Source organism: Pirellulaceae bacterium, assembly GCA_029243025.1.
Classification (GTDB): domain Bacteria; phylum Planctomycetota; class Planctomycetia; order Pirellulales; family Pirellulaceae.
Genome location: JAQWSU010000042.1, coordinates 66,081 through 91,499 on the forward strand (window position 1 = coordinate 66,081; position 25,419 = coordinate 91,499).

General features: G+C 53.0%; 19 protein-coding genes. 6 read left to right on the forward strand and 13 right to left on the reverse strand.

Translation table 11 applies throughout. From position 1 onward, the window contains the following. Window positions 1-3: 3 nt before the first annotated feature. The 5 genes from P8N76_18285 to P8N76_18305 all read right to left on the reverse strand — a co-directional run bounded on the left by P8N76_18285 (window position 4) and on the right by P8N76_18305 (window position 7,205). The gene (locus tag P8N76_18285) at window positions 4-3,219 is read right to left on the reverse strand and encodes a c-type cytochrome (protein MDG2383627.1); all 3,216 of its coding nucleotides are present in this window, start codon (window positions 3,217-3,219) and stop codon (window positions 4-6) included. 293 nt (window positions 3,220-3,512) lie between these two features. Further along, window positions 3,513-4,151: a glycine zipper domain-containing protein gene (locus P8N76_18290; GenBank protein ID MDG2383628.1), complete on the reverse strand. Its 639-nt coding sequence runs from the start codon at window positions 4,149-4,151 to the stop codon at window positions 3,513-3,515. Between the two features lie 113 nt (window positions 4,152-4,264). Further along, complete coding sequence (locus P8N76_18295; GenBank protein ID MDG2383629.1) at window positions 4,265-4,876, reverse strand: inorganic pyrophosphatase; 612 nt, start codon at window positions 4,874-4,876, stop codon at window positions 4,265-4,267. A 117-nt stretch (window positions 4,877-4,993) separates the two neighbouring features. After that, window positions 4,994-6,355: an enolase C-terminal domain-like protein gene (locus P8N76_18300; protein ID MDG2383630.1), complete on the reverse strand. Its 1,362-nt coding sequence runs from the start codon at window positions 6,353-6,355 to the stop codon at window positions 4,994-4,996. 148 nt (window positions 6,356-6,503) lie between these two features. Continuing rightward, on the reverse strand, window positions 6,504-7,205 hold the full coding sequence (locus tag P8N76_18305; GenBank protein MDG2383631.1) for a hypothetical protein: 702 nt from the start codon (window positions 7,203-7,205) through the stop codon (window positions 6,504-6,506). Window positions 7,206-7,409: 204 nt separating this feature from the next. On the opposite strand from P8N76_18305, the gene P8N76_18310 reads away from it, so the two are divergent. After that, complete coding sequence (locus P8N76_18310; protein MDG2383632.1) at window positions 7,410-8,993, forward strand: ThuA domain-containing protein; 1,584 nt, start codon at window positions 7,410-7,412, stop codon at window positions 8,991-8,993. A gap of 45 nt (window positions 8,994-9,038) precedes the next feature. Here P8N76_18310 and P8N76_18315 read toward each other — a convergent pair whose 3' ends face one another. The 4 genes from P8N76_18315 to P8N76_18330 all read right to left on the reverse strand — a co-directional run bounded on the left by P8N76_18315 (window position 9,039) and on the right by P8N76_18330 (window position 12,188). Next, a complete protein-coding gene (locus tag P8N76_18315; protein ID MDG2383633.1) occupies window positions 9,039-9,497 on the reverse strand; it encodes a hypothetical protein in 459 nt (152 codons plus the stop codon). A gap of 9 nt (window positions 9,498-9,506) precedes the next feature. Beyond that, a complete protein-coding gene (locus P8N76_18320; protein ID MDG2383634.1) occupies window positions 9,507-10,196 on the reverse strand; it encodes a transglutaminase-like domain-containing protein in 690 nt (229 codons plus the stop codon). A 9-nt stretch (window positions 10,197-10,205) separates the two neighbouring features. Next, window positions 10,206-11,246 carry a DMT family transporter gene (locus tag P8N76_18325; protein ID MDG2383635.1) on the reverse strand — a complete coding sequence of 347 codons (1,041 nt, stop codon included), beginning with the start codon at window positions 11,244-11,246 and terminating at the stop codon, window positions 10,206-10,208. Window positions 11,247-11,318: 72 nt separating this feature from the next. Further along, window positions 11,319-12,188 carry a phytanoyl-CoA dioxygenase family protein gene (locus P8N76_18330; protein ID MDG2383636.1) on the reverse strand — a complete coding sequence of 290 codons (870 nt, stop codon included), beginning with the start codon at window positions 12,186-12,188 and terminating at the stop codon, window positions 11,319-11,321. Between the two features lie 254 nt (window positions 12,189-12,442). Here P8N76_18330 and P8N76_18335 point away from each other — a divergent pair, with 254 nt between their 5' ends. Beyond that, entirely contained in the window at window positions 12,443-13,336 is an 894-nt protein-coding gene (locus P8N76_18335) for a TIM barrel protein (protein ID MDG2383637.1), read from the forward strand. A 63-nt stretch (window positions 13,337-13,399) separates the two neighbouring features. Here the strand turns inward: P8N76_18335 and P8N76_18340 are convergent, their stop codons facing one another. After that, a complete protein-coding gene (locus P8N76_18340) occupies window positions 13,400-14,701 on the reverse strand; it encodes a Gfo/Idh/MocA family oxidoreductase (protein ID MDG2383638.1) in 1,302 nt (433 codons plus the stop codon). Between the two features lie 469 nt (window positions 14,702-15,170). Here P8N76_18340 and P8N76_18345 point away from each other — a divergent pair, with 469 nt between their 5' ends. Then, on the forward strand, window positions 15,171-16,061 hold the full coding sequence (locus P8N76_18345) for an alpha/beta hydrolase (GenBank protein MDG2383639.1): 891 nt from the start codon (window positions 15,171-15,173) through the stop codon (window positions 16,059-16,061). Window positions 16,062-16,186: 125 nt separating this feature from the next. Here the strand turns inward: P8N76_18345 and P8N76_18350 are convergent, their stop codons facing one another. From P8N76_18350 to P8N76_18360, 3 genes are all read right to left on the reverse strand, one after another. Continuing rightward, the gene (locus P8N76_18350; GenBank protein MDG2383640.1) at window positions 16,187-17,023 is read right to left on the reverse strand and encodes a BBP7 family outer membrane beta-barrel protein; all 837 of its coding nucleotides are present in this window, start codon (window positions 17,021-17,023) and stop codon (window positions 16,187-16,189) included. Between the two features lie 757 nt (window positions 17,024-17,780). Continuing rightward, complete coding sequence (locus P8N76_18355) at window positions 17,781-18,527, reverse strand: hypothetical protein (GenBank protein ID MDG2383641.1); 747 nt, start codon at window positions 18,525-18,527, stop codon at window positions 17,781-17,783. 211 nt (window positions 18,528-18,738) lie between these two features. Then, window positions 18,739-19,962: an HD domain-containing protein gene (locus tag P8N76_18360; GenBank protein MDG2383642.1), complete on the reverse strand. Its 1,224-nt coding sequence runs from the start codon at window positions 19,960-19,962 to the stop codon at window positions 18,739-18,741. 517 nt (window positions 19,963-20,479) lie between these two features. On the opposite strand from P8N76_18360, the gene P8N76_18365 reads away from it, so the two are divergent. The 3 genes from P8N76_18365 to P8N76_18375 are packed head-to-tail and all read left to right on the forward strand — an operon-like array spanning window position 20,480 to window position 25,383. Beyond that, window positions 20,480-21,316 (forward strand): efflux RND transporter periplasmic adaptor subunit, encoded by an 837-nt coding sequence (locus P8N76_18365; protein ID MDG2383643.1) that lies wholly within the window; start codon window positions 20,480-20,482, stop codon window positions 21,314-21,316. A gap of 57 nt (window positions 21,317-21,373) precedes the next feature. After that, a complete protein-coding gene (locus tag P8N76_18370) occupies window positions 21,374-23,233 on the forward strand; it encodes an efflux RND transporter periplasmic adaptor subunit (GenBank protein MDG2383644.1) in 1,860 nt (619 codons plus the stop codon). After that, window positions 23,230-25,383, forward strand: coding sequence for a hypothetical protein (locus P8N76_18375; GenBank protein ID MDG2383645.1), 2,154 nt, complete (start codon window positions 23,230-23,232; stop codon window positions 25,381-25,383). The genes P8N76_18370 and P8N76_18375 overlap by 4 nt, the downstream gene beginning before the upstream one ends. The last annotated feature ends 36 nt before the right edge of the window (window positions 25,384-25,419 follow it).

Below are 25,419 nucleotides of genomic sequence, written 5' to 3' on the forward strand. Positions count from 1 at the left end.
CGCTCATCGGGGCGTCATTTGTTGCAGAAATGAGTAGAGGTCGACTAAATCTTGATCTGTTGTAGCACGCAACAGTCCGCTCGGCATTAACGAGGTTGGACTGTCGGAGATGGCGATCACTTCGTCATCAGCGATACGAACCACTTCGTCAGGCCCCAATTGTAGCAGCGTGCCGTTCGGAGATTCGTAAACAACCATTCCCGAGTAAACCCGACCACCGCGCGTTTCAAAGCGTTTGGTTTGATAAAGGGGAGAGACATTTTGGTTGGGATTGAGAATGGCTGCGAACAAATCGTCTCGCGAAAAACGTTTGGCGACAGGGTGAAGTTCGGGGCCCAGCCGTCGCTGGCCGGAATGACAGGCAGCACATTGCAGCCGTTGATATACCTGTTGCCCTCGTGATGGATCGCCGCTCGCCCAGTTTAAGCCGTCGAGACGTTGCTGCCACATCGCTTGGTCAGGATATTCACGTAGTTTTGCGGCTTGTTGGGGGTAGTGATCGCTGAACCAGTCAAAGAAGGGCGCATGAACTTCAAGTACTTTTTCGTCTTGGAGTCCGTGGTCGTTAACTTGAAATTGTTGATCGGTCCAATGGAGAAGTAGGGCTCGTAAGGCTTTCCGAGCGGCGGTGTATCGATTCGCCGAACAATGCCGTTGCAAGCTGCTCATCGCAGTCGCTAAATCGTCAGGCGAGGGGTTGGATGTAAGCGACCTGAGTGCGATAGCCGCACGGACAACCGTTGTTGGGCGAGCTGATTGCAAAGCTTCAATAAATCGGTCGCGGTCGATATCCTGAGGAGCTCGAGAAATAATTTCAACGATCGAGTCACGTAGGTGGTAGGCGGACCACTGTTCGCGCAAGATGCGAAAAGATTGCTCATCTGGCAAAAGACTGACCACGCGGATGAGCTCAGGATCCCATTGGTCGTCGTCAAAATCCTCGATCCCCCGTAATAAATTTTCGGCAGCTTGTTGCCGAATTGTTGGAGGAGAATTGAGCACGAACAGGCTGTGTGCGGCGTCGCGAAAGTTGGCGTGATTAATCAATTGGGTGGCTAGTCGAGAATCCTGTTGACAAAGGCGCTGATAGGTCTCCGCAATTCTCAATGGCCAGTTGCGACTCGAAAGTTTCTTGCCCGCCGCCATTTTTCGTGAAAGATTCAAGAGGATTTCAGATGTCTTTTCGGTGATCGATGGTGACCGCTCGCCCGAAATGTGGGCGAGCGCCATCAAATAGTGAATATCGGTTTCAACTTCGGTATGGGCGTTACATTGGTCGACCAATAATGACGGCCAACGGGGGTCCGACGCCGCAAGCATGGAAGCGAGACGTGCGATTTCCTGGTCGATTAACTGATCGTTCGTTGGAAACGAACGCAAGAGGAAAAGGTCGCACGCCTTTCGATCAGTTTCGTCAATTTTTTCTTGCGCTGCTCGGCTGTAACCGACCATGCCGGTTTTTGAATTCTCGGAAACGTTAATATCGCCCAGCTGCAACTGCAGGAGGCGAAGCAGTTCAAGACGGAGCAACCGAGGATTTTCCATTGAGCTATTACGCAATAGGTCAGAAATCGAGAAGGGTGTTGCTTCATTTCTTCTTTCTAAAACGCGTGCAGCGATCTGTTTGTCGAGGAGTCTTGGTGTGCGGACATTCGTTGCTAACCAGCGAATCCACAGGTTGCGCACGCGGCGATCAGTAGACAATAACTTGTTGGAAATCACTGGCTGTCGTGCCGCAAGATCATTCGTTGCTTGACTTGCGAGGGGATTCAAGGCGGCTCGCACGATGCGAGGGTGATCAGACTCTGCGAGGCTTGTTAACGCGCTGGCGCTGGCCTCGGCGTCGAGGCGACGCCCGATGGCCCAGGCTGCCCGTGCGGTGATTTCAGGCGGATTGGAGGAAGCAAGCAATTTGAGAGCAACTTCTGATGGGAGTCCGTCGAAGAGTTCGACGAGAATTTCGATTGCGCGAATTCGTTGTTCGACGGTGTATTTCGTGTCAACGGCTGCCGATTCAAATGGCCTTGGTCCTAACTGTTCGGCGCCGGGTTTCCACTCTGCCCTCGACCAAGCGGCGAGTGGCTGATCGGCGCTCAAAATGCTAGCCACCTTTGAAGTGACGGTTGACGGCTGCATTTCTGATTGGCTGTGAATTCGAAAGACACCGCCTTGGGTGCCGCGACCCCCGATGGCAACGAACAAATCACCGGACGGACCAACGGCCAAATCGACGGGGGCGAAACCCACATCCCCAACTGTCGCTAGAAAGAGTTCAGGTGTGCCGCGATAGGTGGTACCGACGACTTCGAGCGGGATGAAATAGACTCTTCCCAACGTCCAGCAGCAGCTGAAGACGCCATTTTGGTAATGGTCGGGAAATTGACGGTGACTGTAGACGGTGAGACCGGTGGGGGAGCCGCGACCTAATTCGGCGACCCGATCCACATTGTCGAAAAAGCTGACGGGACGCGACCAACTGAGTTTCCAGCCATTGTTGACCCAACCATGGTGCTCGCCTTCGGCGATGTCGAAGAGTCGTGTGGGGGTGTACCACGGCAGATGATGATCGCGTTCACCATCGGCGTCGACCGTGAAGCAGTGACCAAAGCGGTTGATGGATAGGTCGTATGGATTGCGAAATCCTTCAGCGACGACTTCACTGATTGCTCCGTCTGGAGAAAACCTCAGCAGTGCACCCGAGCGCGGCTTGTGAATTGGCGAATTCGGAGTCTGTGCGTAGCTAGCATCGATACCTGCATCATTGCCGCAGATTAAATAGAACCAACCGTCTGGGCCTTGGATAAGACCGTTTGCACCATGTTCGGGATTTCGGAGTCGAGCCCAGATTTTTGGGGACGCATCACCGACTCCGTCACCGTCGAGATCGCGAATTCTCATTAAAGAATTGTCACCCGTGCAAATCAAATCCGCGCCGTCAAACACCATGCCGTGTGCGCCTCGATTTGGCACCGATGAAAACTGACGAAACGAATCTGCAACGCCGTCGTTATTTTGATCAAGCAGAGTGCGAACATAGCCTGGCCCCGACACAACCACTTGGCCTTTAGCATTGATCGTCATGCTGTAAACATCGTGAGCTAATTCATCGGTGGCATATCGACTTACCACAAAACCATCCGGCACCTGCAAGCCGGTCGGCTCCCCCGCGATTGAGGCCGTAGCAAAAGCAAAGATTAGCAGCAAATAACGAGCGCCCATGAGAGGATGCAATGGATCTTTATTGAAGTTTCGATGTAATGAGTGCACGATCAAAGATCAGGAGTGAATGAACGGGTCAATGAAAAGAACGCGGGAACTTGTCTCATCATACCCAGCCTGATCTCTTTTGGCTTTGATATTTCTATCGCGAAAGTCGAATGCCGAGGCAACTTCTGCGATCCTTTTTTGGGGTACACCTTATTGTCGTTTTGCGTTTGCCCACTGACAAGGGCCGTTCAGGAACGCTTGTCGAGGAAACGTTGTTCTGGCAAAACTCTACCCAGGAGCTCAATTTAATGACCCAATGATACTCCCCAGCTGACACGGGGGCGGCGATGAGGTGCATGCCAATGATGCCAGCGTGGTCGATAGGGTGGCAGGCACGGGTAAGCATAATACTCTTCAAGATAGACACGTCGCGGACTCGGATTCGGAAGCGAGCCGGGCGTCGTCGAGGCAGCCTGCATTGTTCGGATGACTGAATCGCTGACTCCCTCGTTTTTCAATCCGATTAAGTCGGCGGTGGATAAGCCTCCAACAATGCCTTGGGAATTGATCTGTTGAATGATGACTTGGTCGCTGAGTCCAGCGCGGGTCATCGTGATCGCATCGTTCATGGCCGTGTGGCTTGTTTGCCGTGCTGACAAGTTCCGCTCAATCAAGGCTTGGTTGTTGGCTTCGACCGTGTCCAGACCGTTACCGATGGTGGCACCAGTGAGAGCTCCAAAGGCGGTGCCGACGGCCGCGCCGGCCGCCGTATTACCTTGGGAGTCGCCAATCGCAGCTCCCACTCCGGCACCGGTTAGTCCGCCCAGCAACGCGCCTTGCTCCGTAAAGTTCGTCGATTGGCAGGCCACCAGAGGCAGGAACGCTGCTGTTGTGACGAAGAATTGCCAGACTGAGCGAAGGGATATCGATTGATGAGTTGGCATCTGCTCACTCCGACCGTTTGAGAAAAGCTGCAAAACGTGTCGGAGAGCATCTCCGCCCAGCGTTTCTCCGTCAAGTTAGGCTGGGTGGTTTGCTGTAAATGGGTCGCCGCTGGCTAGGTTCCGAATTCATCCTCGTAGTCCTCCATCGATGCCGTAATCACTTTGTAGGCGTGCTCGGCTCCGTAGACACTGTCGATCGAAGTCTGGGAGGCCTCATCGGGTACCATTTTGTAGGTGGAGAAATAGTGGATCAGTCGTTCGACTAAAGCTTCGGGTAGATCCTTGACGTCCTGAGCCTTCGACCAGAAATTGTCGTTGGCGAGTACGGCAAGGATTTTGTCATCCGCTTCCTGGTTGTCGATGAGTTGCAATCCTCCGACAACCCGTGCGTTCACGATGACTTCCGAGCGAGCGATTGGACGTTCGCTCAAAACGCAAATGTCGATTGGATCCATGTCGCCGCGAATGGCGTTCGGTGAAAGTGCACTGACACGATTTGCACAGCAGGTGCGGGGCACGAATCCATACAACGTGGGGGGTTGTGACGATCCGCGTTGAGGGCGATCCACTCGGAGATAACCCGTGGTCTTATCGATTTCGTATTTGACGAGGTCGAAAGGCGTGATTTCGATGTAAGCCCGCACAACGGAAGGCGCGGCAGAACCGGGTTCCAGCCCGTGCCAGGGATGAGGGCGCCATCGATAGAAAGGTTGTGTAAAGGCCATGAAGTGATCCGAAATGGTTTTTGTCAGCGTAGGAATGCCATGCCGTCTGTTATCGCAAGCGGTGAGCTTCTCGACAAGGTGCCGCGGATTGTTAGGCAGTAAAGCATACGGCCAATTTCATTCCCAGTGAAAACCCAGTCCGGTTTGATTAAGAGCGAAGGTCCCAACCGTTCCGTCGTTAATCTCGAACATCGAGGGATAGCGTTTTCGCCAGCCCTCGTTGCCCGCAGGGCAGTATTGACGACCGTTGCCTTCAATCGCGGCCACGGTTGGAATTCTCGCCGCAAGTGAAGCCGAGTGCAGAAACGACGCACCCGGGCAGGTTAGATCTTGCACGCAGAGAAACATTTGGTACTTCTGAGCCGCTGCGCCCATCAGCAGCGCTTCGCTGTGTCCTTTGCAGCCCTTGAGGGCAACACCGGAGTAACCCAATTCCCGACTTAGCAGTAACGATTCGAGGTCGACTAAGGATTCATCGATTACCACGGGTTTGATTTTCGCGGCCTCATCCATCTGATTCTCCGGATCTTGACTCAAGTAGCGGCTCGTGGGTTGTTCAATATATTGAACGCGGTCAAACGCCCCCATTGCTTGGGTTTGGATTCGTTGGAGGAATTCGAGCACGTATTCAACGTTTTGGCACTTTTCGTTGAAGTCTAATGAATAAAACCAGCGATCGCAGTTTCGAGCTTGTTGGGCTTCACTCGCAACGCGATCCACCGACAGCACGCGATCCACATCCCAATCGAGATCGTTACCGTTCAGTTTGATCTTCAGATGCGTCAAGCCGTCGGATTGGATCCATTCAGGGAGTGTTTCCGGAGTGCCATCATTTAATCTTGATGGGAGATCCCCATCGGTGAGAGGATCGAGTGCTCCGACGAGATGATACAACGGCATTTGAGACTTAGGTTCTCGCAGAGTGTATTGGTCGAGATATTCTCCTTCGAAGTCCTTACCGAGCCAGTGTCCTAGATCGGCGTTAAGGTATTCGGAGCCAAGTAAATTGTAAACGTTCTGTTCGAGTGCCTGTCCTTGCGCGTCAAAGAGAGCGGCGTCCCAGGGGCTGCCGGCGACCAGCTGCGCAAGTCGGGGCATCGCTTCGCAAAGCTCCAGCCGTTGGATTGTTTCTTCTGCAAAACGATGATAATCGTTTGCCAAAGCAGTCGTGATTTCGAGCGGGTGACCAACGATTTCCGTTTGGCTGCCGTGTGCGGCAATTCGTTCTGCTAATTCCACCATCGCAGCCAGGGTGTTTTCGTTGGAGACTTGATCGGAAGGCCAGCCCCAGACGTTGCCCATTGGCATTGACCCTCGTCCGATCCCCCGCCTGCCATCGTTCGTTTCCACCGCAACTGTAACGTTGAAGATGACAACGTCCGTTACGACACGTCCACCGAACTTCATTGGCGCGCGATATTCGATGCGCTGCGTGTCGGTGTTTACGTCTTTGATCCGTAGATCTGTCGGCTTTCCCATGCGTCATCAGCTCCGATTGTCGAAAATCTCAAGGCGGATATGCTAATCCTGGACTTTGGCAGCGGCAAGCCAAGAGGACGGATGAAAACTCGATCGCGCGCCTTCGCGAACGCCAGCAGGACACACGGTTCGGCTGCCTGTGGAGAAATTACCTGCGAAGAAATAGGCCAAGCGTATTGTGTGATGGGGGGGCATTTTGAGGGGGGCTGAGTGGTTGAACGATGATCGTGGAGCTCGCTCGAGTTTGGCCACTGGCCGAACGCTTGAGGGCGGAGCTCGCCTGCAGGCTGGTCGGGGAATTCGTTTCCAGCCGCGACATTCGTAGCATCCCCGGCAGTTTTCGCTCGGACATCTTCAGCACAACGTCCCCTTCGGAAGGTGGCCGATAAGGGGTGTCGGGTAGGTGAATCGACCCGGTGGTCGGTACGCTATCCATCTTCGGATAAGTTTTTGGTTTGGGCCGCAGAGTCGTCTCTGGCGAACCAACTGACAACAATGCATAACGATTTTTTGTCACGAGATAACAGGGGTAATTCGGGCTGATGAATCCGGCCGCTCCGTTCCAAAACATGCCCTGGTTGTTGCGAAATACGACGGGTGCGCCGAGTGTACGATAGGGGTTCACGCCATACTGATTGCTGGCGACACCTTGAAAATGAATATCGTAATTTGGAAAGCGAACGTAGAGATCGCCTCCGTACGTGCGAATAAGTCGCGGGCCTGCCTGGAAATCCTGACCATGTGCCGGTGGGATCGGGTACCAATTCATCATGATCAAGATCGGGAGAGTCTTCGCGAGATGCTGAACGACCGCTCGGATAAACAACCAAGATTTCCGATTCTCAAACATGAGTAGCCTCATCCTGGAGATGTCGCGGGATCCATTCCAATAGCAACTTCACTCTTTGAGCAAGTCTTACCCGATCCGGCATCCCGAAGAAAGATACATTGGGCAGCTAGTCTTCGTATCAATTTGAGCTTTTGCTTGCTATCATTGGAACTCGCTGTCGGAGGCAAGAGCAGTTCAGAATTCGTTATGCGAAGGAGGCTCACCGTGGTTGTTTACGTGGGAAGAATAAGCGTTCTGGGGACTTTGGCTTTTGTCGTCAGTATGGTCGGGGCGACCGCGGCCAGTTCGGCTAATTCGCTTGAATTCAAAACAAGAAGACAAGTGCCGGTGGCTCAAGGCGCGTCGCAGCATCATTCCGTTTTTGAGACGGCGACTTGGGATCCGAAGCAAACAGCGATTGTGATCTGCGACATGTGGGATCAGCATTGGTGTCAGGGTGCGACCAAACGAGTTGCAGAAATGGCGCCGCGAATGAACAAGGTCGTACGGGCAGCTCGCAAGCAGGGAGCGCTCGTCATCCACTGTCCCAGTTCTTGTCTTGATCACTATCGCGACTCACCTCAGCGAAGGCTGGCCAAGCAAGCGCCCCAGGTAGCGGTCAGTATCCCGTTGCAAAACTGGTGTAGTTTGGATCTGTCTCGTGAGGCTGGCCTGCCAATTGATGATTCGGACGGCGGTTGCGACTGTCAGCCGACCTGTGCAGGCGGATCGCCCTGGACGCGTCAGATCGAAACCTTAGAGATCGGACCTGATGATGCCATCACTGACAGTGGTGAAGCCTACTACTTGATGCAAAAACGAGGGATCAAGAATGTGTTGGTGATGGGGGTACACACGAACATGTGTGTTCTGGGACGCCCATTTTCGATTCGCCAGTTGGTTTACCAAGGGATGAATGTCGTACTTATGCGAGATATGACGGACACCATGTACAATTCGCGGATGAGTCCTTTTGTGAACCATCACACGGGCACCGATTTGGTGGTTCAGCATATTGAGAGGCATTGGTGTCCGACCACCACCTCGGATCAATTGATTGGCGGGAAAGAGTTTCGATTTCCGTCTGATCAACGTGGTACGTTCGTCGCCGTGATTGGCGAACGCGAATATCAGACGCAACGAACGATCCCTGACTTCTGCAATCGAATGTTGGCGAGTGATTTTCGTTTGCAATATGTGTTTGCAGAACAGGAAAACGGCAACCATTTTCCTGGTATCGAGACGGTAGCGGATGCAGACGTCGTCCTCTTGAGTGTTCGTCGTCGAGGGTTATCCAAACAGCAATTAACTTACCTGCGTGACCACGTGGAAGCGGGCAAGCCCTTGGTGGCCATCCGCACAAGCAGCCATGCTTTTGCGCCGCGGCTCGAAACAAAAAGCAATGACACGGATGTGTGGCCTGAATTCGACCACGAGGTTTTGGGCGGCAACTACCAAGGGCATCACAACAATAAGCTCATCACCGATCCCACAACCTTCGTGCGAGTCGTCTCGGCCGGCCAACATCCGATTCTTGAGGGAGTGCGTCAGGATGAGTTGCCGGTTGCGTCCTGGCTTTATAAAGTCAGCCCGTTGGCAGATACGACCACGCCCCTCATGACGGGCCGCGTCGAGGGTCGTGAGCCCCATGAGCCTGTGGCCTGGATTAACGAGCCGATGGGTGGGGCTCGTGTTTTTTACACTTCGCTCGGACATCCGCAGGACTTCCGACTCCCTGCGTTTCAACGTTTGCTGGCGAATGCCATTTATTGGGCGGCCGATCAGGATGAATCAATTGCCACGCGTTGACACTCTGAGGGAAAGATAGGGTGAAGCCATTCGCCCGCCTACGATTTATTGGCGAAGTCCACAATCGGCGCAGACGGCCACATAGCGAGATACTCCTGCACCTCCCTGGGTACGGACTGAAACGAGTCCACCGCAGCGTGAGCAGAAGTCATCGGCTTGCGTAGACGGCTTGTCTTGACAGGTCGCACAGCGTTGTGCGTTCGGGAAGATCTCGATTCGTTCGGGGGGGATCAATTTTCGGCAGACTTCACACGCACGCGAGTCGTCGAAGTCAAAGTCGTCGCGAGCTTCTTCCAGCAGAAGTTCGTTGTGACCGCAATCCCGACAGCGAAGATTCTGGCAATGATGACTGAAGAGCTCAAGCATGATGGGCCAATCTGGCTTGGCCTCGCGACGGAGCATCCCTGCATCGCGGAGTATTTGCAGCATCTCCTCGGGGCCGCAAAGTTTTCGCTGGTTGCAGATTGGACAGCGAAGTTGGCGAAGGATGTCGTTGGTTGCCATCGGATCAAGTCACTCCGTATCCAAGCTAACTAGTTGTTCCAGTTCGCACATCGCTTGTAAATTCGATGAGTTTTCTTGCATGGAGAAAATGCTTTGTAAGTTTCGTAAGATTCGCCTGAGCCAAGCAGTATGCGTGGTTACCTGTGTTAGTTGGGCTGGGTCAATGGGTTGGTTGACGATCTGTTCAAGGTATTGGACCGCCTCCTCTTGCGTCAACATGAGGCCTCGTCGAAATGGATCGATGATCATTCGATCGTTTGCGATGGTGACCTCCGCTAAAAAGTGCCCCGGGCAATTGAGCCCATTGACGTTCAGTCCCAGTTGCTCCCCGACAGCTTTATAAATTAGGACGAGCGTGATGGGAATTCCTCGATGTGACTGCATGACGTAAGGTAAACAGCTGTTGCGAGGGTTGTAATAATCCGCTGAAATTCCTTGGAACGCTTGTTCTTCGAAGAGTACTTGATGCAAGTGAGCCAAAACGCCGGTTTGACTGCCGTTGGGAATGCGAGTTCGCACTTGTGATGATAATTGTTCAATTTCCCGTTTGACGTCGGGGAGTGAGGCATCCAGCATCAGGTGCTGCGAAATTGCCACGGCCGCTTGGATCAAGGAGTCCGTCTGATGGATCGACAGCGTTGCCTCTTGGAAAGCCTGATAAGCAGCCGGTTTGCAGAAACGTGGGTGGTTTTGTGTCATGGCACGGTTTCAGGAGTTGTTTGATCGGTTTTTCGCCAGCTTCACCGGTTGTGGTTCTGGGCGACTTTTCGGAAACGACGTGCTTTTCGTCATTAACAATAGGCCAACGGCCGTTAATGCGGTTCCAGCGATCATCGCTGCCGTTAAGGGTTCGTTAAATATGATAACGCCGGCAACGGCTGCCATCGCGGTTTGTGAAGCATTCAGTGCGTTGACGAAGACGACGGATGCCAAGTGCAACGCTTTTGTGAGTGCCCAAAAAGCGGCTACATTGCAAATGCCGGCTCCGAACAATCGCATCCAATCTGCCGAACTGGTTTCTTGGAGCGGCGATAATCCGTGACGTGCAAACGTTATGATGCCGAGAAAAAATACACCAACCACCCCCACCGTGAAAAGAAGTGATGATTGAGGGGTTCCACGATTGGAAGAAAATCGGATCGAGATGTTCAGTAAGGTATAAGAAATGCCAGAGATGCATGCGGCGGCCACGCCCATCGTGATCCAGATGGGGGGCAACGACGCTTGAGCATCGATGGTCGCGATGGCCGCATTTGCGGCGGGAGCACCCACGCTGAGAATACAGAAGGCGAAGATCAAAATACAGGATGCGATGGCCATGCGAACCGTGATTGCATCGTTCAATAACCATCTGCCCAGTAAGGCGCCGCTCGCGATCAAGGCGCCGAGCGTCAGTGGGACGCTAATTGCCAAACCTACCACACCGAGAGACCACTGAAAGAAAATGTTTCCAGTGATCTGACTGATAATTGCGACCAGAACGGTTCGTCTCAAATCGGCCGAAGATTCGAAAAGACGCTCTTGACGTATCAGCCTGCGGATCACCAAGGGGCCGAACGCAATCACCGTGGGTATGGCTTTCACGCAGGTGACCCAGCTGGGATCGAGGTGAGTCAAGGAGCGTAGGAACACGTTGGCAGACGTGTAGCCGACTGCCGCCAGCAGACCGCAGGCCGTCGCCAGGAATGTTATCTCGTGCCGGAGTGAATGGGGGCCGTTTGGTGCTAACCGTTCTTGTGGTTCAGCCATGGGAGCAGCTTATGCTTTCAGAAATTCCAGCTGCACGCAGGGCACGGTTGGAGGGGCGCATCTCAACGGCCATTAAGATGAGGGGGAATAGAGCAGCGGAAAGAATTGACCTGACAGCGGACTGCCCTCTCGGATGATGGGCACGCCTTCGAGGAGGGATTCGTTGCTCGACGAGTACACGCCGTCACGAACTGCGTTAATTACCGCCGCCCTTCGCGGCCGTGCTGTTCGGTTTTCGTGCGATCCGTGCACCATGAGCGAATGGTGAAACGCGCACTCGCCTGCTTTCATTTCGGCAGCTACGGGCTGTTCAAATTTTTCTAATTGATCGGCTGATAGCACCTCGCTGATGGCGGCCATGTCGCCAGCCAACCCAGTAATCGGTAAGAGGTCCCATCGATGGCTACCGGGAATGTACTGAACGCATCCGTTGTCGACCGAGGCATCGTCTAATGCGATCCAGCAGGTCAAGTGAGCGATGGGTTGGGTCCGAGTCCAGTAAGAGTAATCCTGATGCCAGGCAACGATACCGCCGTGATGAGCCGGTTTGTAAAAGAGTTGATCGTGCCAAAACCGAACCGCCCCTTGTAGCAGTTGACTGGCTGGAACGGTGAAGGCTGGATTCCAGAGTAGGTCGTGGAATCCGGGACCGATTCGCCAAGCACCAAGTGCGTGGAACAGCACTGTATCCGGGTCGGTTGATTCGTCGGCATTATATTCGTACCAGTGCTCTCGCCCCGCATGAGAGTCGCTTTGAAATTCAGCAAGTTCCCTTCGCAATGCTTCGACCTGATTGGCAGTCAGCATTGGGACGCCGGCCAAGAAACCTTGCTCTTCGAATTGTTCGATTTGTTCCTGCTCCAGACGGAATTCGCCGGGATCTGCCGAGTGGGCAAATAATTCGGTAATCGGCTTGTGTGATTTTGACAGATCGGGAGTCATGTTTTTGCCTTCTCAGTACCACTGTCAGTACCACTGTCAGTGCCACTTGGATGGATTGTCAATGTGGTAGATAGAATGAGTGAAATTTCGGAAGACGGCAAGCTGGCTTGGGATCGTACAATAGGCGGAGATGGGATGTAATGCCGTTTCAGGCGAGCGGTCCGAGATATCGATTTCAACGCCCAAAACTGCTGGTATCGGCAACGAATCATCCTAGAATGCAGATCTCGCTGTCCCAACGCTGGAGATTTTCCATGAATACTCACCTCACTTCCCGGCGTGCGTTCATCAATCGAACCGCGGCCGGCTTGGCAACACTTGGCACCTATTCTTGCGGGAACGCCGCGAATGGTGAGTCGCAGAAGCAGCGTTTTCCACTAAGTCTGCATCAATTTTCCCTGAAAAACTTGTTTGATGACGGGCGACTGGATCTGCTGAGTTACCCTCGCTTTGTGAAAAATCGCTTGCAGATTTCTAATCTTGAATTTGCCGCCGAATTCTGTTCAGGATTGCTGGATTCGCCCCGGCAGGCAGAAGCGATTCGGAGGCAATCGAAGCAAGTAGGTGTCACGAATCGAATGGTGTTGTGCGGAGATAGCACTGCGTTGGACGCGGCAAATGCAAAGCAGCGAGCGATGGCGATCACAGAGCATCTGCGGTGGGCAAAAGTCGCGGAACATCTTGGCTGTCAATACTTGCGAGTGCGAGCTTCCACAGAAGGTGATCGCCAACAGCAGCTCGAAAATGCAGCGGCGGGGGTTGGTGGCCTTTGTGACGCGCTCAAGTCGTCAAAAGTCTCTGTGCTGGTCGAAAACATCGCGGCCTGGTCAAGTAACCCCGATTGGCTTGTCCAGCTTGTTAAAAGAATTGGGGAGGACCGAGTGGGGTTGGTCGCTGATTTTGGCAATTTTGACGGGAATCCCTATGAAGGAATGAAGACGATTCTGCCGCACACCAAGTCGATATGTGCCAAATCTTGGGAGTTCAACGACGCAGGGCAAGAAACCAAGATTCATTATGAGCGAATGATGAAGGTAATAAAGCAGTCGAAGTTTCGCGGCTGCGTCGCGATCGAATACTTGGGAGATCAGCCGGTGATTGGCATTGATCGAACGGCGGCTCTCATTCGCCAGTATGGCAACGGCTAACCAATTGGTCAGCCGTCGGTTCTACGCCGTCCCATGCTCGTAGAAGGACTCGGGACAGATTCCTTAGGACATCCAGTTGCGTGAACCGCGCGAACGAAGTTGGTTCGCTTCGTCGTCATTCACGAACTCTTCTTTGGCAGGGTCGAGCGTGAGTTTTCGTCCCAAAATCCAGGCAATCGCAGCCGCGTGACAGGTGATGTGGGAATGCCGCATCACGTCAGGGTTAGCAGCCGTTTGTTCACGGGAGCGGATGCAGTCGAAGAAGTTTCTTGCGTGATCACGAACCTCCAGACCACGGATGCGTTTGCCAGGTCGGACCGGCTTGCTTTGCAGAGACTCAGGCTCAACCACGATTTCGCCTGCATCTCCCGTCTCCACCCAACCCGCTTCGCCGACGAACCGCACCGGACAGGTGCCAAGCCGAGTGATGTAATCAGGCGATCGATCGCCAAATGGTTCCGGCAAAAAGTCGATGCTCAACTTCACGCCATTTGCATAGTGGCAAATGACATTCTTATCGGAGGGGTAATAGTCCAGAGGCATCGTTTCGTCGGCTTGATTCGCCCACTGGCAGAGATCGACGGTGTGGGCTCCCCAATCCAGTAGCCTCGCTCCCGAGTCGAAGTCCCACTGGCCACGCCAGCGACCGTTGACGTAGTTTTGATTGAACGGTCGCCAAGGTGCGGGCCCGAGCCAAAGATTCCAATCGACAACTTCGCGCGCGGGGGTTGGCTGTGCGGGGAGCCATTCATTACCAAGGGTCGGTAGGTAGACCGACGCATGTAGGGTTTTGAGCTTGCCGAGCTTTCCGCTCTGTGCCATCTGAACTGCGCTCTGGAAGTTTGGTACGCTGCGGCGTTGGGTCCCCGCTTGAAATACGCGTCGCTCACGATGCATGGTGTCGGCAAGCTGTTGGCAATCCGCGATTGTGATCCCACATGGTTTTTCGCTGTAAACATCCTTGCCCGCTTTTGCGGCGAGAATTGAGGCTGCCGCATGCCAACGATCACCGGTTGCGATCAAAACCGCATCAATGTCATTGCGGTCTAATAAGCTGCGGAAATCGCGATAGATGACGCAATTCTGGTTGCTATAACGCTCGTCGACTAATTTTTTTCCCGCGGCGCGCCGACTCGCTTGGACGTCGGCGATTGCCAGACAACGAATGTCATCGAATCCGAGCATCGCTTGGAGATCGTAAGTGCAACGCGGGCCAATGCCGATGACACCTAAGCCGATCTGATCGTTAGGGCCCGTGTTTGGGCGAGCGGACAAACTTGTGGTCGGCAACCACGTCGCCAAAGAAGCAGCTGTTGCAGACCCGATCATGAAATTGCGCCGAGTTTGATTGCTTTGGCCCTTCATTTTTCTCTCCTGAGTTTGAGGTTTGCTCTCTTTGGGCTGAGGCCGCATTCTAACCCGAAAACTATTTGCTCGCATTGTTTCCCTTTCCGGCAGAGACGGTGGCCTGTTATTCTGTTGAGATCGTCACAGTTTCATGCCGGTGGATAAGAGTGGAGTCAACAAAAGTCGGCTGGGGTTTGTGGCTGGAGTTTGTGGCTGGTAAGCGAATTCGCTTATGGCGAAGGTGGAAGGCTTGGGTTGTGGATTATCCAACGGTAACCGGCAACCGCGGGTTGAGGACACGTGTCTTCTCTGGAAAGGTAGGAGCCATCAAGCGGATCGCATTTTGTGGTTGTGGTTGTGGTTTCCGTTCTGATTCGTTGTTGAAAGTAATTGACGTCCTGAAATCTAGGCGATACGATTCGTTCAGTTCGAACAATCGAATCCCCGGGAAAATGAAATTGATTTCCCCCTCTTCCGAGCAGATTTTATGATCAGAAAATATCTTTTGATGGCCTGTGTTATCTCGATGAGTGGAATTCAATCAGGGGCAAATGAGCCTCAGGAAACCCTGCTGCTTTGGACGGATTCGGCTCCCGGTGCGCTGGGCACCGCGGAAAAAGATCGGCCAAAACTGTCGGCTTATTTGCCTGCAAAGACGGAGGCAAACGGAGCTGGAATCGTCGTCTGCCCTGGTGGAGGCTATGGTGGCTTGGCGATGGGGCATGAAGGGCGTGAAATTGCCGAATGGCTAAATGGAATGGGTGTCGCGGCTTTTGTGCTCGATTACCGGCATCGCGGAAAAGGTTACGGACATCCAGCTCCCATGCTTGATGTGCAACGAGCGATCCGCCAGGTTCGTACCAACGCAGGTCGATGGAATGTCGACGCAAATCGTATTGGAGTGCTTGGGTTCTCTGCCGGAGGTCACTTGGCGTCGACGGCTGGGACGCATTTTGATGCCGGGCACGCTGACGCGAAGGATCCAGTGGATCGATTGTCGTGTCGGCCCGATTTTATGGTGCTTTGTTATCCCGTGATTGCCTTTGACGAACCTTTTACGCATCGAGGTTCTCAGAAGAATCTATTGGGTGAAAATCCAGCGGCTGATCTGGTTCTACAATTCTCGAATGAGAAACAGGTGAATGAGAAGACTCCACCGACATTCATGTTTCATACGGACGCAGATCGAGCCGTTCCTGCCGAAAATAGCACCGCCTTTTACGCCGCCTTGCGAAAGGCGAAAGTGCCTGCTGAACTCCATGTCTACGCGAACGGAAGACATGGCGTTGGGCTGGCCCGAGATATTCCCGGAACGTCAACCTGGTCGAAACGTTGTGAAGAGTGGATGTCTGCAGCGGGCTTCCTGGGGAATCACTAAGCTTACCCGGTTTAAACCCCCGAACGACTCTTGGCGTTCGGGGGGACGAATCGGGGACTTAAACACCGCCTGTTCCCACGTTTTCTTTGCGGCAGCATCGCTTTTTCGGGGCGTGTGTTGGCAGCTTAAAAGGTCGCTTGCAAGCCGACCGTTGCTCCGTGGAAATAAAGTGTTCCACCGGTGTCTAAGACGGCGGAGCCAGGGGCGATCAGATCGGTTACTGGGATTTGATCGGGGGCGAGTGCGATACCGTCCAGAAACATTACCTGGTAACCACCAATGACAGAGAATCCTGCACCCAGGTCGTAGACACCACGCAATCCCAATTCGCCTATAAAGCTAGTGTGGTCTGCGCTCGCGCTGATCCGATCTACGACGCTCGGACCGATTTGCGACAGAGCCGGTGCGTAGGTGTTTTGGTCTGCTGAGTTAAAGAGAATACCCGCTCGGATGATACTGTCGATGTGAAACGATCCCAGGGTGACAAGCTGGGCGTCTCCGCCAATCTGAAAACCATACATGTGGTTATTGGTGTCAATCGAATAGATGGGTTCGACAATGGGAGCAATGGTAGAGGTGGCCAAGTCATCGCCAAATTCTACCCAACGAAAACCGGCCAGGACGGTGACGCATGAGGTGACTCGACGGCGAAAATTGACTTCTAAGCTGTAGAGTTCGGATCCATAGTCGGCGCGAAAGATCGTGCCCGGTGCAGTGTTGGGGAAATTAATACCGGGGCCGATGAGAACTGGAGAAACAATGTTTCCGCCCGGCTTGGATGTGTTCCACGAATCAATTCCAAAGAAGCCAATTCCGATGCCCCAACAACAGGCAGTCTCGTAGATTAAATTCAGGCGAGGTACCGCTCGATGATCAAACTCTAAGTTGTCGACATTGACAATCTCTTGGCCCGTGTTCTGGTCGGTCATTAAGGTAAACGAATCTGCGGTTGAACGACGCAAGAACATTGACTCGGCCCAAACGGTCCATCCGGAGCAGCAGCACAGGCATGGATCGCATGGTGACGAAAACGAACAGCTGTCACAGCCGGTTAGGCAACTTCCGCATCCGGGCGCTTCGCACAAGCCGAGGGTCGAACAGCATTCCAGATTCAGATTGCACGGGTTTCCTGCACAGCAATCGTTTACACTCGGGGCACAGGCACAACTAGCTTCGGTACCACAGTCAGATTCGCATCCGCAGTTTGGTTCGAGTTCGCAACCTGATTGATGTCCGCAGGGACGTTGGTGCGAGTCACCTTGAGTCATTTCGTTGATCGACCGTAAGTGAAAGTCCAGTGCACTGGCGCTTGCGGTCAACCAACAGAAGAGCCCGAGAATGAGTGGGATTGATGACTTTCTCATGGATTTGGCTCCTGTCAGAGAGAGTCTGCCGGTCGCGCCGTCAGGGGCGTGACGTGAATTGACGGACCCAAAAGCCCGACGAGTGGGGCTAAGAGCAAAAGGAAAAGAGCTCGCGGGTGGCCGACGACCGGTATGGTGGGATTTGGGGAAGTGGTGTTATCTGTAGAATTGAATCGACCGTCGCGGTCCGCAAGGCGATGATTTTCACTACCGCCAAAACAATCGATAATTTCGGATGAAGTCAATCAACCGTTAAAGTTTCGCAGCGGGGGGGCGCGGCTGTCAGCTAGCGTTGTTGTCCGCGGGGGTCCGCACCGCATCGGGCCATCAAATTGATTCTCAGCGGGTTGCGTGTCTAATTCTTGGCTTCGCGGGATCGTGAAGATCCGTAGGCTGCTGAGAACGCCACAATACCCAGGAGAGTCCAGATGGCGACTGTGGTCGGTTCTGGCACAACGCCCACGCTGAAGGAAAGATCGCTCACGGCAAATCCTTCCCAGTCCATTCCGCCTGACTCTTCCGGAATGTAGATCGAAATTCCGGAGATAAGATTCGCTCCGGTGTTTTCACCCACACTGTACTGATGCGTACCGGGTGAGAGATTGTTCATGCGTTCGACTGTCGATCCGTCGGCCGCGTAAGCTTCTATGACCGTGGGTGTGTTAACATCAAGGTCACCGAGATAAAAACAAACATGGCTGACCGGTTTGTCGAATAGGATCGCCAATGGAGTCGTGAAGTATTTCCCTTCGACTGAACCGCCTACGACGATATTGGTCGGCAGCGAGAGATCGAAGAGTGTTTCGACATTCGGTGCATTGGCTGCGAGTTGTAAGGGCCCCGTAGGGATGTTGTTGTTGAGTGTGTTGTTTGTGCTGCCAACCGTTTGTCCTGCGAGCACGCTTCCCATACTCACCGTGACGCTCTCGTAGATCGGCGCGCCGGATACCGTGTATTGAGGATTGATAACGCCGATTTTGTCGAAAACGACGTCTGTATACTGGTCGCAATCGCCCAGTGAACCAGTGGAGACTGCGGACCAAGCTGGAAGGTTAATGAGCAGGAGTGCGAGGATGGCAGCGAGTGGTAAACGATATTTCATCGAGAGGGTTCCCGACAGGCTTAGGATATTGATCAACGTCGACTTCGAACCCCATAGTAAATCCAAACATTGGGATCGCAATCCTAAAAACGTGCATTGTTGTACCGTGTACGTATCTTGAATCACTGCTTGTCAACGGTTCGTAGCGTTGTATCAAGATGGTTTGACAGACAAGTGATTTTGATGTCGGTTCACAGTCTGAATTCGGTGGTTAGTTCAATGTTCGAGCTGCAGCATGGCGTTCCCCCTCACTGCGTTCCCCCTCACTGCGTTCCACCTGTTGTCGAATGGACCAGAGTCGATCTCGGCAGGAGACAAACGCATTCATGATCCGCGGATCAAAATGTTTTCCTTTTTCCTGCAACATCATTTTGAGACATGCGTCGGGCATGAAAGCAGATTTGTAGGGTCGACTGCTACTCAGAGCATCGAATACATCGGCTACCGCGGTGATTCGAGCTTCGATAGGAATGGCTTCGCCTGCGAGTCCTCTTGGGTATCCCGTTCCATCCCATCGCTCGTGATGACAGAGAGCTATTTGAGCGGCAATTCTCAACAGGGTTGTGTCCGGCGAGTTTCGATTCGCTGCGACAGTTCGGTAATGACCGAGAGTTCGCCATTTTGAATCCATCGCAGAGTGAATGATATCCCTTCCGAATTCACAATGACGCATCATGTGTAAATACTCCTTCTCCGTGAGTTCGCTCGGCTTCAGGAGAATGAGATCTGGAATTTGGATTTTACCCACATCGTGCAGGAGGGCGGCTTGTTCGAGCAGTTGAACTTGATTCGGATCGAAGCCGAGTTGTTCACTGATTGCTCCCACATATAGACCAACTCGGAGTAGGTGGAGATGCGATTCGGCGTTTGAATGTTCTCCTGCTCGGGCAAGACAAAATAATAGATCCTGTCGGGATGCCATTAAATGTTCGATTTGATCCTGGGTAATTGAATCGGATGGCGTGGAAGCCAAGGTCCTGCTCCATCGCAAGCGAGGGTTCGAGATCGCCTGGACTCGAGCGATGAGGTCGATGTCATGAAACGGGCGGTCGATGAAGTGATTGAATCCCAGTCGAAGAGCTTGTTGTTTCGAGTCCGTGTCGAGCGAGTCGAAGACCAAGAGCACGGGAAGTTCATGCGGGCAGATGTCATCAAGGAAAGCAAGTTCTTCGGAAGTTTCTTTCGCTTGTCTCACATTCAAGATAAGTAAATCAGGGGTTTCGTCCTCGGACGGTATTTCAATAGCGGATGGCTCGCTCAACTTTCGCAGCGTTGCAACCGATCTTACAGCGCCGAGGATTTGGAGGATTCGGTCCTCTTCCCCGTGGTCAAAACCGAGCAATATCAGGGACTTCAACGGAAGTTCGGTGGTCGAACTTTCGCGTGATTCCTCGGCTTGATAGTCGACCGATTCTTTTACGGACTTAGAAGGCATCTCGAAACTCGAGAGTGATCAGGGAAATGGGGAATGGCTGTATGAAGCTGAGGCTCGTTTGCCCTCTTTCGATGGTATTCATTTTTTCGGGACAAACTTTAGGCCGGAAGCAATAATTTCGGACGGATACGACAGACGTGTCGATTGTGCGGCCTCCGGGAGTGGGTTGCCGTTTGGTTGTCAATTAAGTTCAGGATCCATGATCTGAGTGGGATGCTATTTCAAACGACAGAGTGTACGGGCAAACTGCCGATAATCCTTGGGCCCGGATGACGACTTGCCTCTCGTTTTATCTCAGGATAAGGCGGAACAATACTTGTCAGGTTAAGGCTAGTTTACTTTGCTTTTCAGCCGAGGCGGAACTGTGACGGCTTCTTCGATGCAGTCGTTACGATCCGCACCGTCCTTGAGGTCAGTCGCTGTCAAAAGGCTACATGACCTAAGTTTTTTAGTGCTTTGTCGTTGTTTCCAACGCGTGAATCGTTGATCTCTGTCGCTGTTGTCAGGTGCCGGCCTTATGTTGATTCGCTTTGTACTTCCCTCTTTGCTTCTCGTTGTTGCTTTTTCCGTTGAAGGGAAAGGCCAGTCCGAGGCGGATGCCTTTACCGAACCCTTTCAGGAACTCGAATTGGCTGTGAGCGATGCAGGCGTGCTTACGGAGGTGAATGTGTGCGCCGGTGAGCCCGTCAAGGCGGGGCAAGTTCTAGCGAAATTGGATAGCAGTGTATTGGCCGCATCCTTGGAGATCTCGCAAGCAAAATCCAGGTTCGTTGGGGCTCTTGATGCGGCGGTGGCTGAACGAGATCTGCGTGAAAAACAGTTTCGCCAGCTTGACAATCTTTACGGTCGAGGTCATGCGACCGAACGCGAGTTGGAACGAGCCCAGACCGATTATCAGATCTCCAAAGCACGGGTGGCGATGGCTCGAGAGGAATTGTTTTTACATCGATTAGAGTGCAAACGTATCGAAGCTCAGATTGAACGTCGAAGAATCCGCAGTCCAATTAATGGCATTGTCAGCGACGTTGCCAAGCAGGTGGGTGAATTCTTTTCCCCGACGGACCCGCACCTAATGACGATCGTTCAATTGGGGAAGTTGCGTGCGAAGTTTTCGCTGACACCAGGGGAGTCGGCGGGCATCAAGGTCGGCGATCAGATTTCCCTGCGGGTGACCCAACCGACACGAGAGGTAATCGCCAGAGTGGAGGCGGTCTATCCTGTGGTTGATGCAAAAAGCGGAACTCGAATTATCTCAATGGTGATAGATAACTCGCAGCGAAAAGTTAGAAGTGGCGATCGGTGTTTCATGAAAATTAATCGTAACGGTGGGAAAACAAGGTACACGGGGAATTAAGCACTGGCGGTGCACAACTCAGTGTCGACAAGTGGATTGAGGGATGAAGGAGCGCGGATGAGCCAAAGCTCGGTTAAAACCATTCCGAAGCGAAGGGTTGCCTCAGCGGGTGAGTCTTCCTTTGACGTGCGCCAGTTGGGACTTCACCTTGAGGAAGTGCTGGGCTCAGCCACATCCGAGGTAGAGGCGATTGAATCGTTGCTGCAGTTAGCCTTGCAACTCATGCGCGCGAACATGGTGCTCTACTTCGACGCGGATTCAACGGGCCAGCTGTCCAGTTATCCAACTGGCCAATTTCCAGCAGTTGTTGCCGAGCCTCTGCTGAATCAACTCTACTCGCTTGCCGTGATGACACAGGAAACGGCAACGGTGCAAATTGCTCGCGTTGAACAGGCAGGAGAAGTGATCGCGGTAGCGGTGCCGGTCTTCCGTTCAGATCAGATCAAGGAAGTCATGTTGGTGGTTATCGACAGTAGTGGCGACCTGCAACAACGACTCACGGAGCTTGTGCAAGTGGCACAATTGGTGGCGGCCTTTGCCGGGCAATGGCGGGGTCGTTTTGTCGCTTTGAAGTCAGGCCATGAACAGAGTCAATGGAGTCGCTTCAGTCGGGCAATGGTTGCTGCTGGGGAGGTTGAACGATTTGACTCGGCCGTCAGCAAGCTGGCCGATGGTGTGCAGGAATTCTATCAAGCCTCATGCGTTGCTGTCGGATTGCGGCGGTCAGGTGGACTTGTGAAGCTCCTGGCGATCTCGAATGGATTGCAGTTTGACAGGTCCTCCGAGCTGACCAAACGATTGGAAGCGGTCATGGCAGAGGTCCTGGTGATGAACGGTGATCGAACTGTGGCAGGTGAGGCGGTGGGGCGTAAAACCCATGCGTTAGAAGAATTGGAAAAGAGTCTGAATGTTCGCTCAATCTATCGCGCCACGCTCAGAAATGGTCAAGGCGATCTGGTCGGGGCTTTTGTCGTCGCGCGTGACGAGCCGATTGCCGGGGAGGATCAGCAAGGTGCAGAACTTATCGAGCGATTATTGGGGCACGAAGTGGATTTGTTGAATCGATCCAGGCCTGGCGTTTTCGCCGGGGCCAGAAATCGCCTTCATCGCCTCTCGAGTGCCTCGAAACGGGGCATCATCACACTTGGCATTCTGGCCATGTTGTTGTTGTTTGTCATGCCCGTTCCCCACCGAATTATTGGCCGTTCTGAGATTCAACCTGTCGCTCGGCGATTCGTTGCAGCTCCGTACGAAGGTCGGTTAGAGGCCGCATTCGTTGAGCCAGGGGACGTGGTTGAAAAAGGCCAAACCGTTGCACGAATGGATGCTCGTGAAATTCGTCTTGAACGGGCCGCGGTGGAGGCGGATCTCGTTCGTTCGATGAAGCAGCGCGACACATCGATGGCGAATGGTGATGCAGTAGGAACTCAAATGGCCGAGTTTGAAGGGGACCGTTTACGGCTTAAGCTCCAATTGCTGCAAGAACGGATGGATCACTTGGAGGTCAAGAGTCCTACGGATGGGATGGTAATCAGTGGAGATCCGAGGAAATTGGAAGGCTCGCGTCTGAGGATCGGCCAGACGCTGGTGGAGGTTAGTCCCCTGGGGAAGAATGTTTTGGAAGTCGCCATCCCCGATGAAGACATCTCTCATGTCAAAGTAGGACAAGAAGTCGCTTTTCGATTGGAAGCTCTGCCCTATTCCGACTTTGGAGGGGTGATCGCCAGTCTTCAGCCACGATCGGTGCAACAGGACTCTGCGAACGTGTTTTTGGCAGAGGTTACGATCCATGGCGAGACTGAAATGCTCCGACCCGGGATGCGTGGTCGAGCCAAAATTATGGCGGCCAACCGATCACTGGCCTGGGTGCTTTTTCACCGAGCCTGGGAAAACGTCTTTTTCAGAATGGGGTGGTGAATTTGTCCGCCAAACGCAAATCTCTGGTCGATGATCCAACACTGGTGCGTGTGCGGCTTCGTGAAGATGTTCGCTGCACGTTACAGCATTCTAATAACGAACCTTACTATCAACTCGAAGATCAACTCAAGGCAAAGTTTTATCGACTCGGCACTCGAGAATGGGAATTGGTTAAACTGCTCGATGGCAAACAGTTGCTCCGGGAAGTGATCGCTCAGCAAGCATCTTTGTCAGCCAGAGAAGCGGTCATGCTTGTCAGATGGTTGACGCAAAATCAACTAGCTTCCATCGAAGCGAACGTTGTACATCCCATTTATGAGCTTCCGAAAGCGAGCCTTGACCGTTTTCAGGGGAGCTTGAACCCCTTGTTTCTCCGTATCCCTTTGTTTGATCCGGATCACTTGTTAAAACGATGTTTGCCGTGGTGTGCTTGGACGATTAGCCCGATTGCTTTTGTGGTGTGGCTGGGATTGTGTTTGCTGGCTCTAGGGCAGGTGCTAACACATTGGGACCGGTTTCGTTTGTCACTCACCACGATTTTGACCCCAGCGAATTGGTTTTGGTTGTTGGTCGTTTGGGTGATGCTGAAGGCCGTTCATGAGTTCTATCATGGGCTGATCTGCAAAAAGTATGGAGGACAAGTTCCTCGTTGTGGATTGGTACTGATTCTGTTTTCGCCGATTGCGTTCGTGGACGTTACTTCCTCTTGGCGATTTCGTTCGAAGTGGCAACGGATTTTTACGGCCGCGGGAGGAATGTACATTGAATTCTTTGTTGCCAGTATCGCGGTCTTAATTTGGGCACGAACAGAACAGCCGTTGATTGAGCAGCTCTGCCGAAACATTATTGTGATGGCGAGTGTTTCTACGCTGCTTTGTAACGCAAATTTTTTGATGCGATTTGATGGTTATTACATTGTCGCGGACTTGTTGGAAATCCAGAATCTGTATTCAAAAGGGCAGCAATACCTAAGATACTTCGGACGTCGATATTTGCTGGGTGTCGATATCGAAAACCCATTAGCACGAAGCTCTCATGCAATATTGATTCGTGCCTATGCTTTTGCGGCTCTGTTATGGCGCTGGCTTTTTTGTGTGGGAATTGTGCTCGCTGCTTCGGTGATGTTTCGAGGCGCTGGAATCGCACTCGCGGTTTCGGCAGCAACTTTGTGGTTGGTGATTCCCGCCGTGAAGCTTGGACGCTATCTGATTCGTGGTACCTCGACTGAGCAGCCGAATCTTGTTCGATTTGCGTTGATTTTGGGCGGCTTGATGCTGCTGGTTGGATCGTCGCTCGCTTTACCTTGGCCGGGAGGCGTGTCGGCACCCGGCATTGTTGACTACGATCCCTTAACGATGCATCGGGTTGACAGTCCGGGCTTTGTGCGGCAGGTTCATGTCGCCCCGGGTGAACTGGTGGAGCCGGGGCAGCTGCTGGTGACGCTCGAGAATTCCGAATGGGCTTTGCAACTTGCAGAGATCGAAATTGAAATTGAGGAGTCTCTGATCCGTAGCCGTGTGTTACGCGGGGATGCTGATGTGGTGAATTATCAGGTTGAAGGACGCAAGCTGATCAGTTTATACGAGCAACGAGACGAATTAGAACAGCGGGTTCGTAAGTTGGAAATAGTCGCTACTACCCGCGGAAATGTAATCGGACACGATTTGCAATCGCTCGTGGGTCAATACATGCATACGGGCGCACCGTTGATTGCCATCGGAGATGAAAAACAGAAAGAAGTTCGACTGTCAGTCTCCCAAAAGAACGTTACTTTTTTTCTGAAGCAGTTGGACCGGCATCCGGTCATTCGAATCAAGGGCCGCTCCACCGCCATCACCAACGGAGTGTTGACTCGCGTGGATCCGCGAGCCACGCGTCGCCTTCCCAATCCGGGCTTGGCGGCACCGAATGGTGGACCGTTGGCAGTTGTGATGCATCACTCCGCAGAGCAAACAACGGAAGACGAACCGTTTCAGCTCGTGGAACCCCATTTTTTGGTGAGAGTGCAGATTCCAACTTCCGAAGCAGAATCCTTGCACGCCGGCCAGTTAGCTCAAACGCGGATCGAAACAGTGGGCGACACCGTTGGAAGCCATTTCTATGGTGTCGTGAGTCGATGGATCCGGACTCGACTGGAAGACAAAGGCTAGCGAGCAACGGTTGCGCTACCTGAAATCATAGGCAGC

Bases quoted from the DNA above. Each gene is read 5' to 3' on its own strand.
- P8N76_18285 (MDG2383627.1), bottom strand. From the start codon at position 3,219: ATGGGCGCTCGTTATTTGCTGCTAATCTTTGCTTTTGCTACGGCCTCA.
- P8N76_18290 (MDG2383628.1), bottom strand. From the start codon at position 4,151: ATGCCAACTCATCAATCGATATCCCTTCGCTCAGTCTGGCAATTCTTC.
- P8N76_18295 (MDG2383629.1), bottom strand. From the start codon at position 4,876: ATGGCCTTTACACAACCTTTCTATCGATGGCGCCCTCATCCCTGGCAC.
- P8N76_18300 (MDG2383630.1), bottom strand. From the start codon at position 6,355: ATGGGAAAGCCGACAGATCTACGGATCAAAGACGTAAACACCGACACG.
- P8N76_18305 (MDG2383631.1), bottom strand. From the start codon at position 7,205: ATGTTTGAGAATCGGAAATCTTGGTTGTTTATCCGAGCGGTCGTTCAG.
- P8N76_18315 (MDG2383633.1), bottom strand. From the start codon at position 9,497: ATGGCAACCAACGACATCCTTCGCCAACTTCGCTGTCCAATCTGCAAC.
- P8N76_18320 (MDG2383634.1), bottom strand. From the start codon at position 10,196: ATGACACAAAACCACCCACGTTTCTGCAAACCGGCTGCTTATCAGGCT.
- P8N76_18325 (MDG2383635.1), bottom strand. From the start codon at position 11,246: ATGGCTGAACCACAAGAACGGTTAGCACCAAACGGCCCCCATTCACTC.
- P8N76_18330 (MDG2383636.1), bottom strand. From the start codon at position 12,188: ATGACTCCCGATCTGTCAAAATCACACAAGCCGATTACCGAATTATTT.
- P8N76_18335 (MDG2383637.1), top strand. From the start codon at position 12,443: ATGAATACTCACCTCACTTCCCGGCGTGCGTTCATCAATCGAACCGCG.
- P8N76_18340 (MDG2383638.1), bottom strand. From the start codon at position 14,701: ATGAAGGGCCAAAGCAATCAAACTCGGCGCAATTTCATGATCGGGTCT.
- P8N76_18345 (MDG2383639.1), top strand. From the start codon at position 15,171: ATGATCAGAAAATATCTTTTGATGGCCTGTGTTATCTCGATGAGTGGA.
- P8N76_18355 (MDG2383641.1), bottom strand. From the start codon at position 18,527: ATGAAATATCGTTTACCACTCGCTGCCATCCTCGCACTCCTGCTCATT.
- P8N76_18360 (MDG2383642.1), bottom strand. From the start codon at position 19,962: ATGCCTTCTAAGTCCGTAAAAGAATCGGTCGACTATCAAGCCGAGGAA.
- P8N76_18365 (MDG2383643.1), top strand. From the start codon at position 20,480: ATGTTGATTCGCTTTGTACTTCCCTCTTTGCTTCTCGTTGTTGCTTTT.
- P8N76_18370 (MDG2383644.1), top strand. From the start codon at position 21,374: ATGAGCCAAAGCTCGGTTAAAACCATTCCGAAGCGAAGGGTTGCCTCA.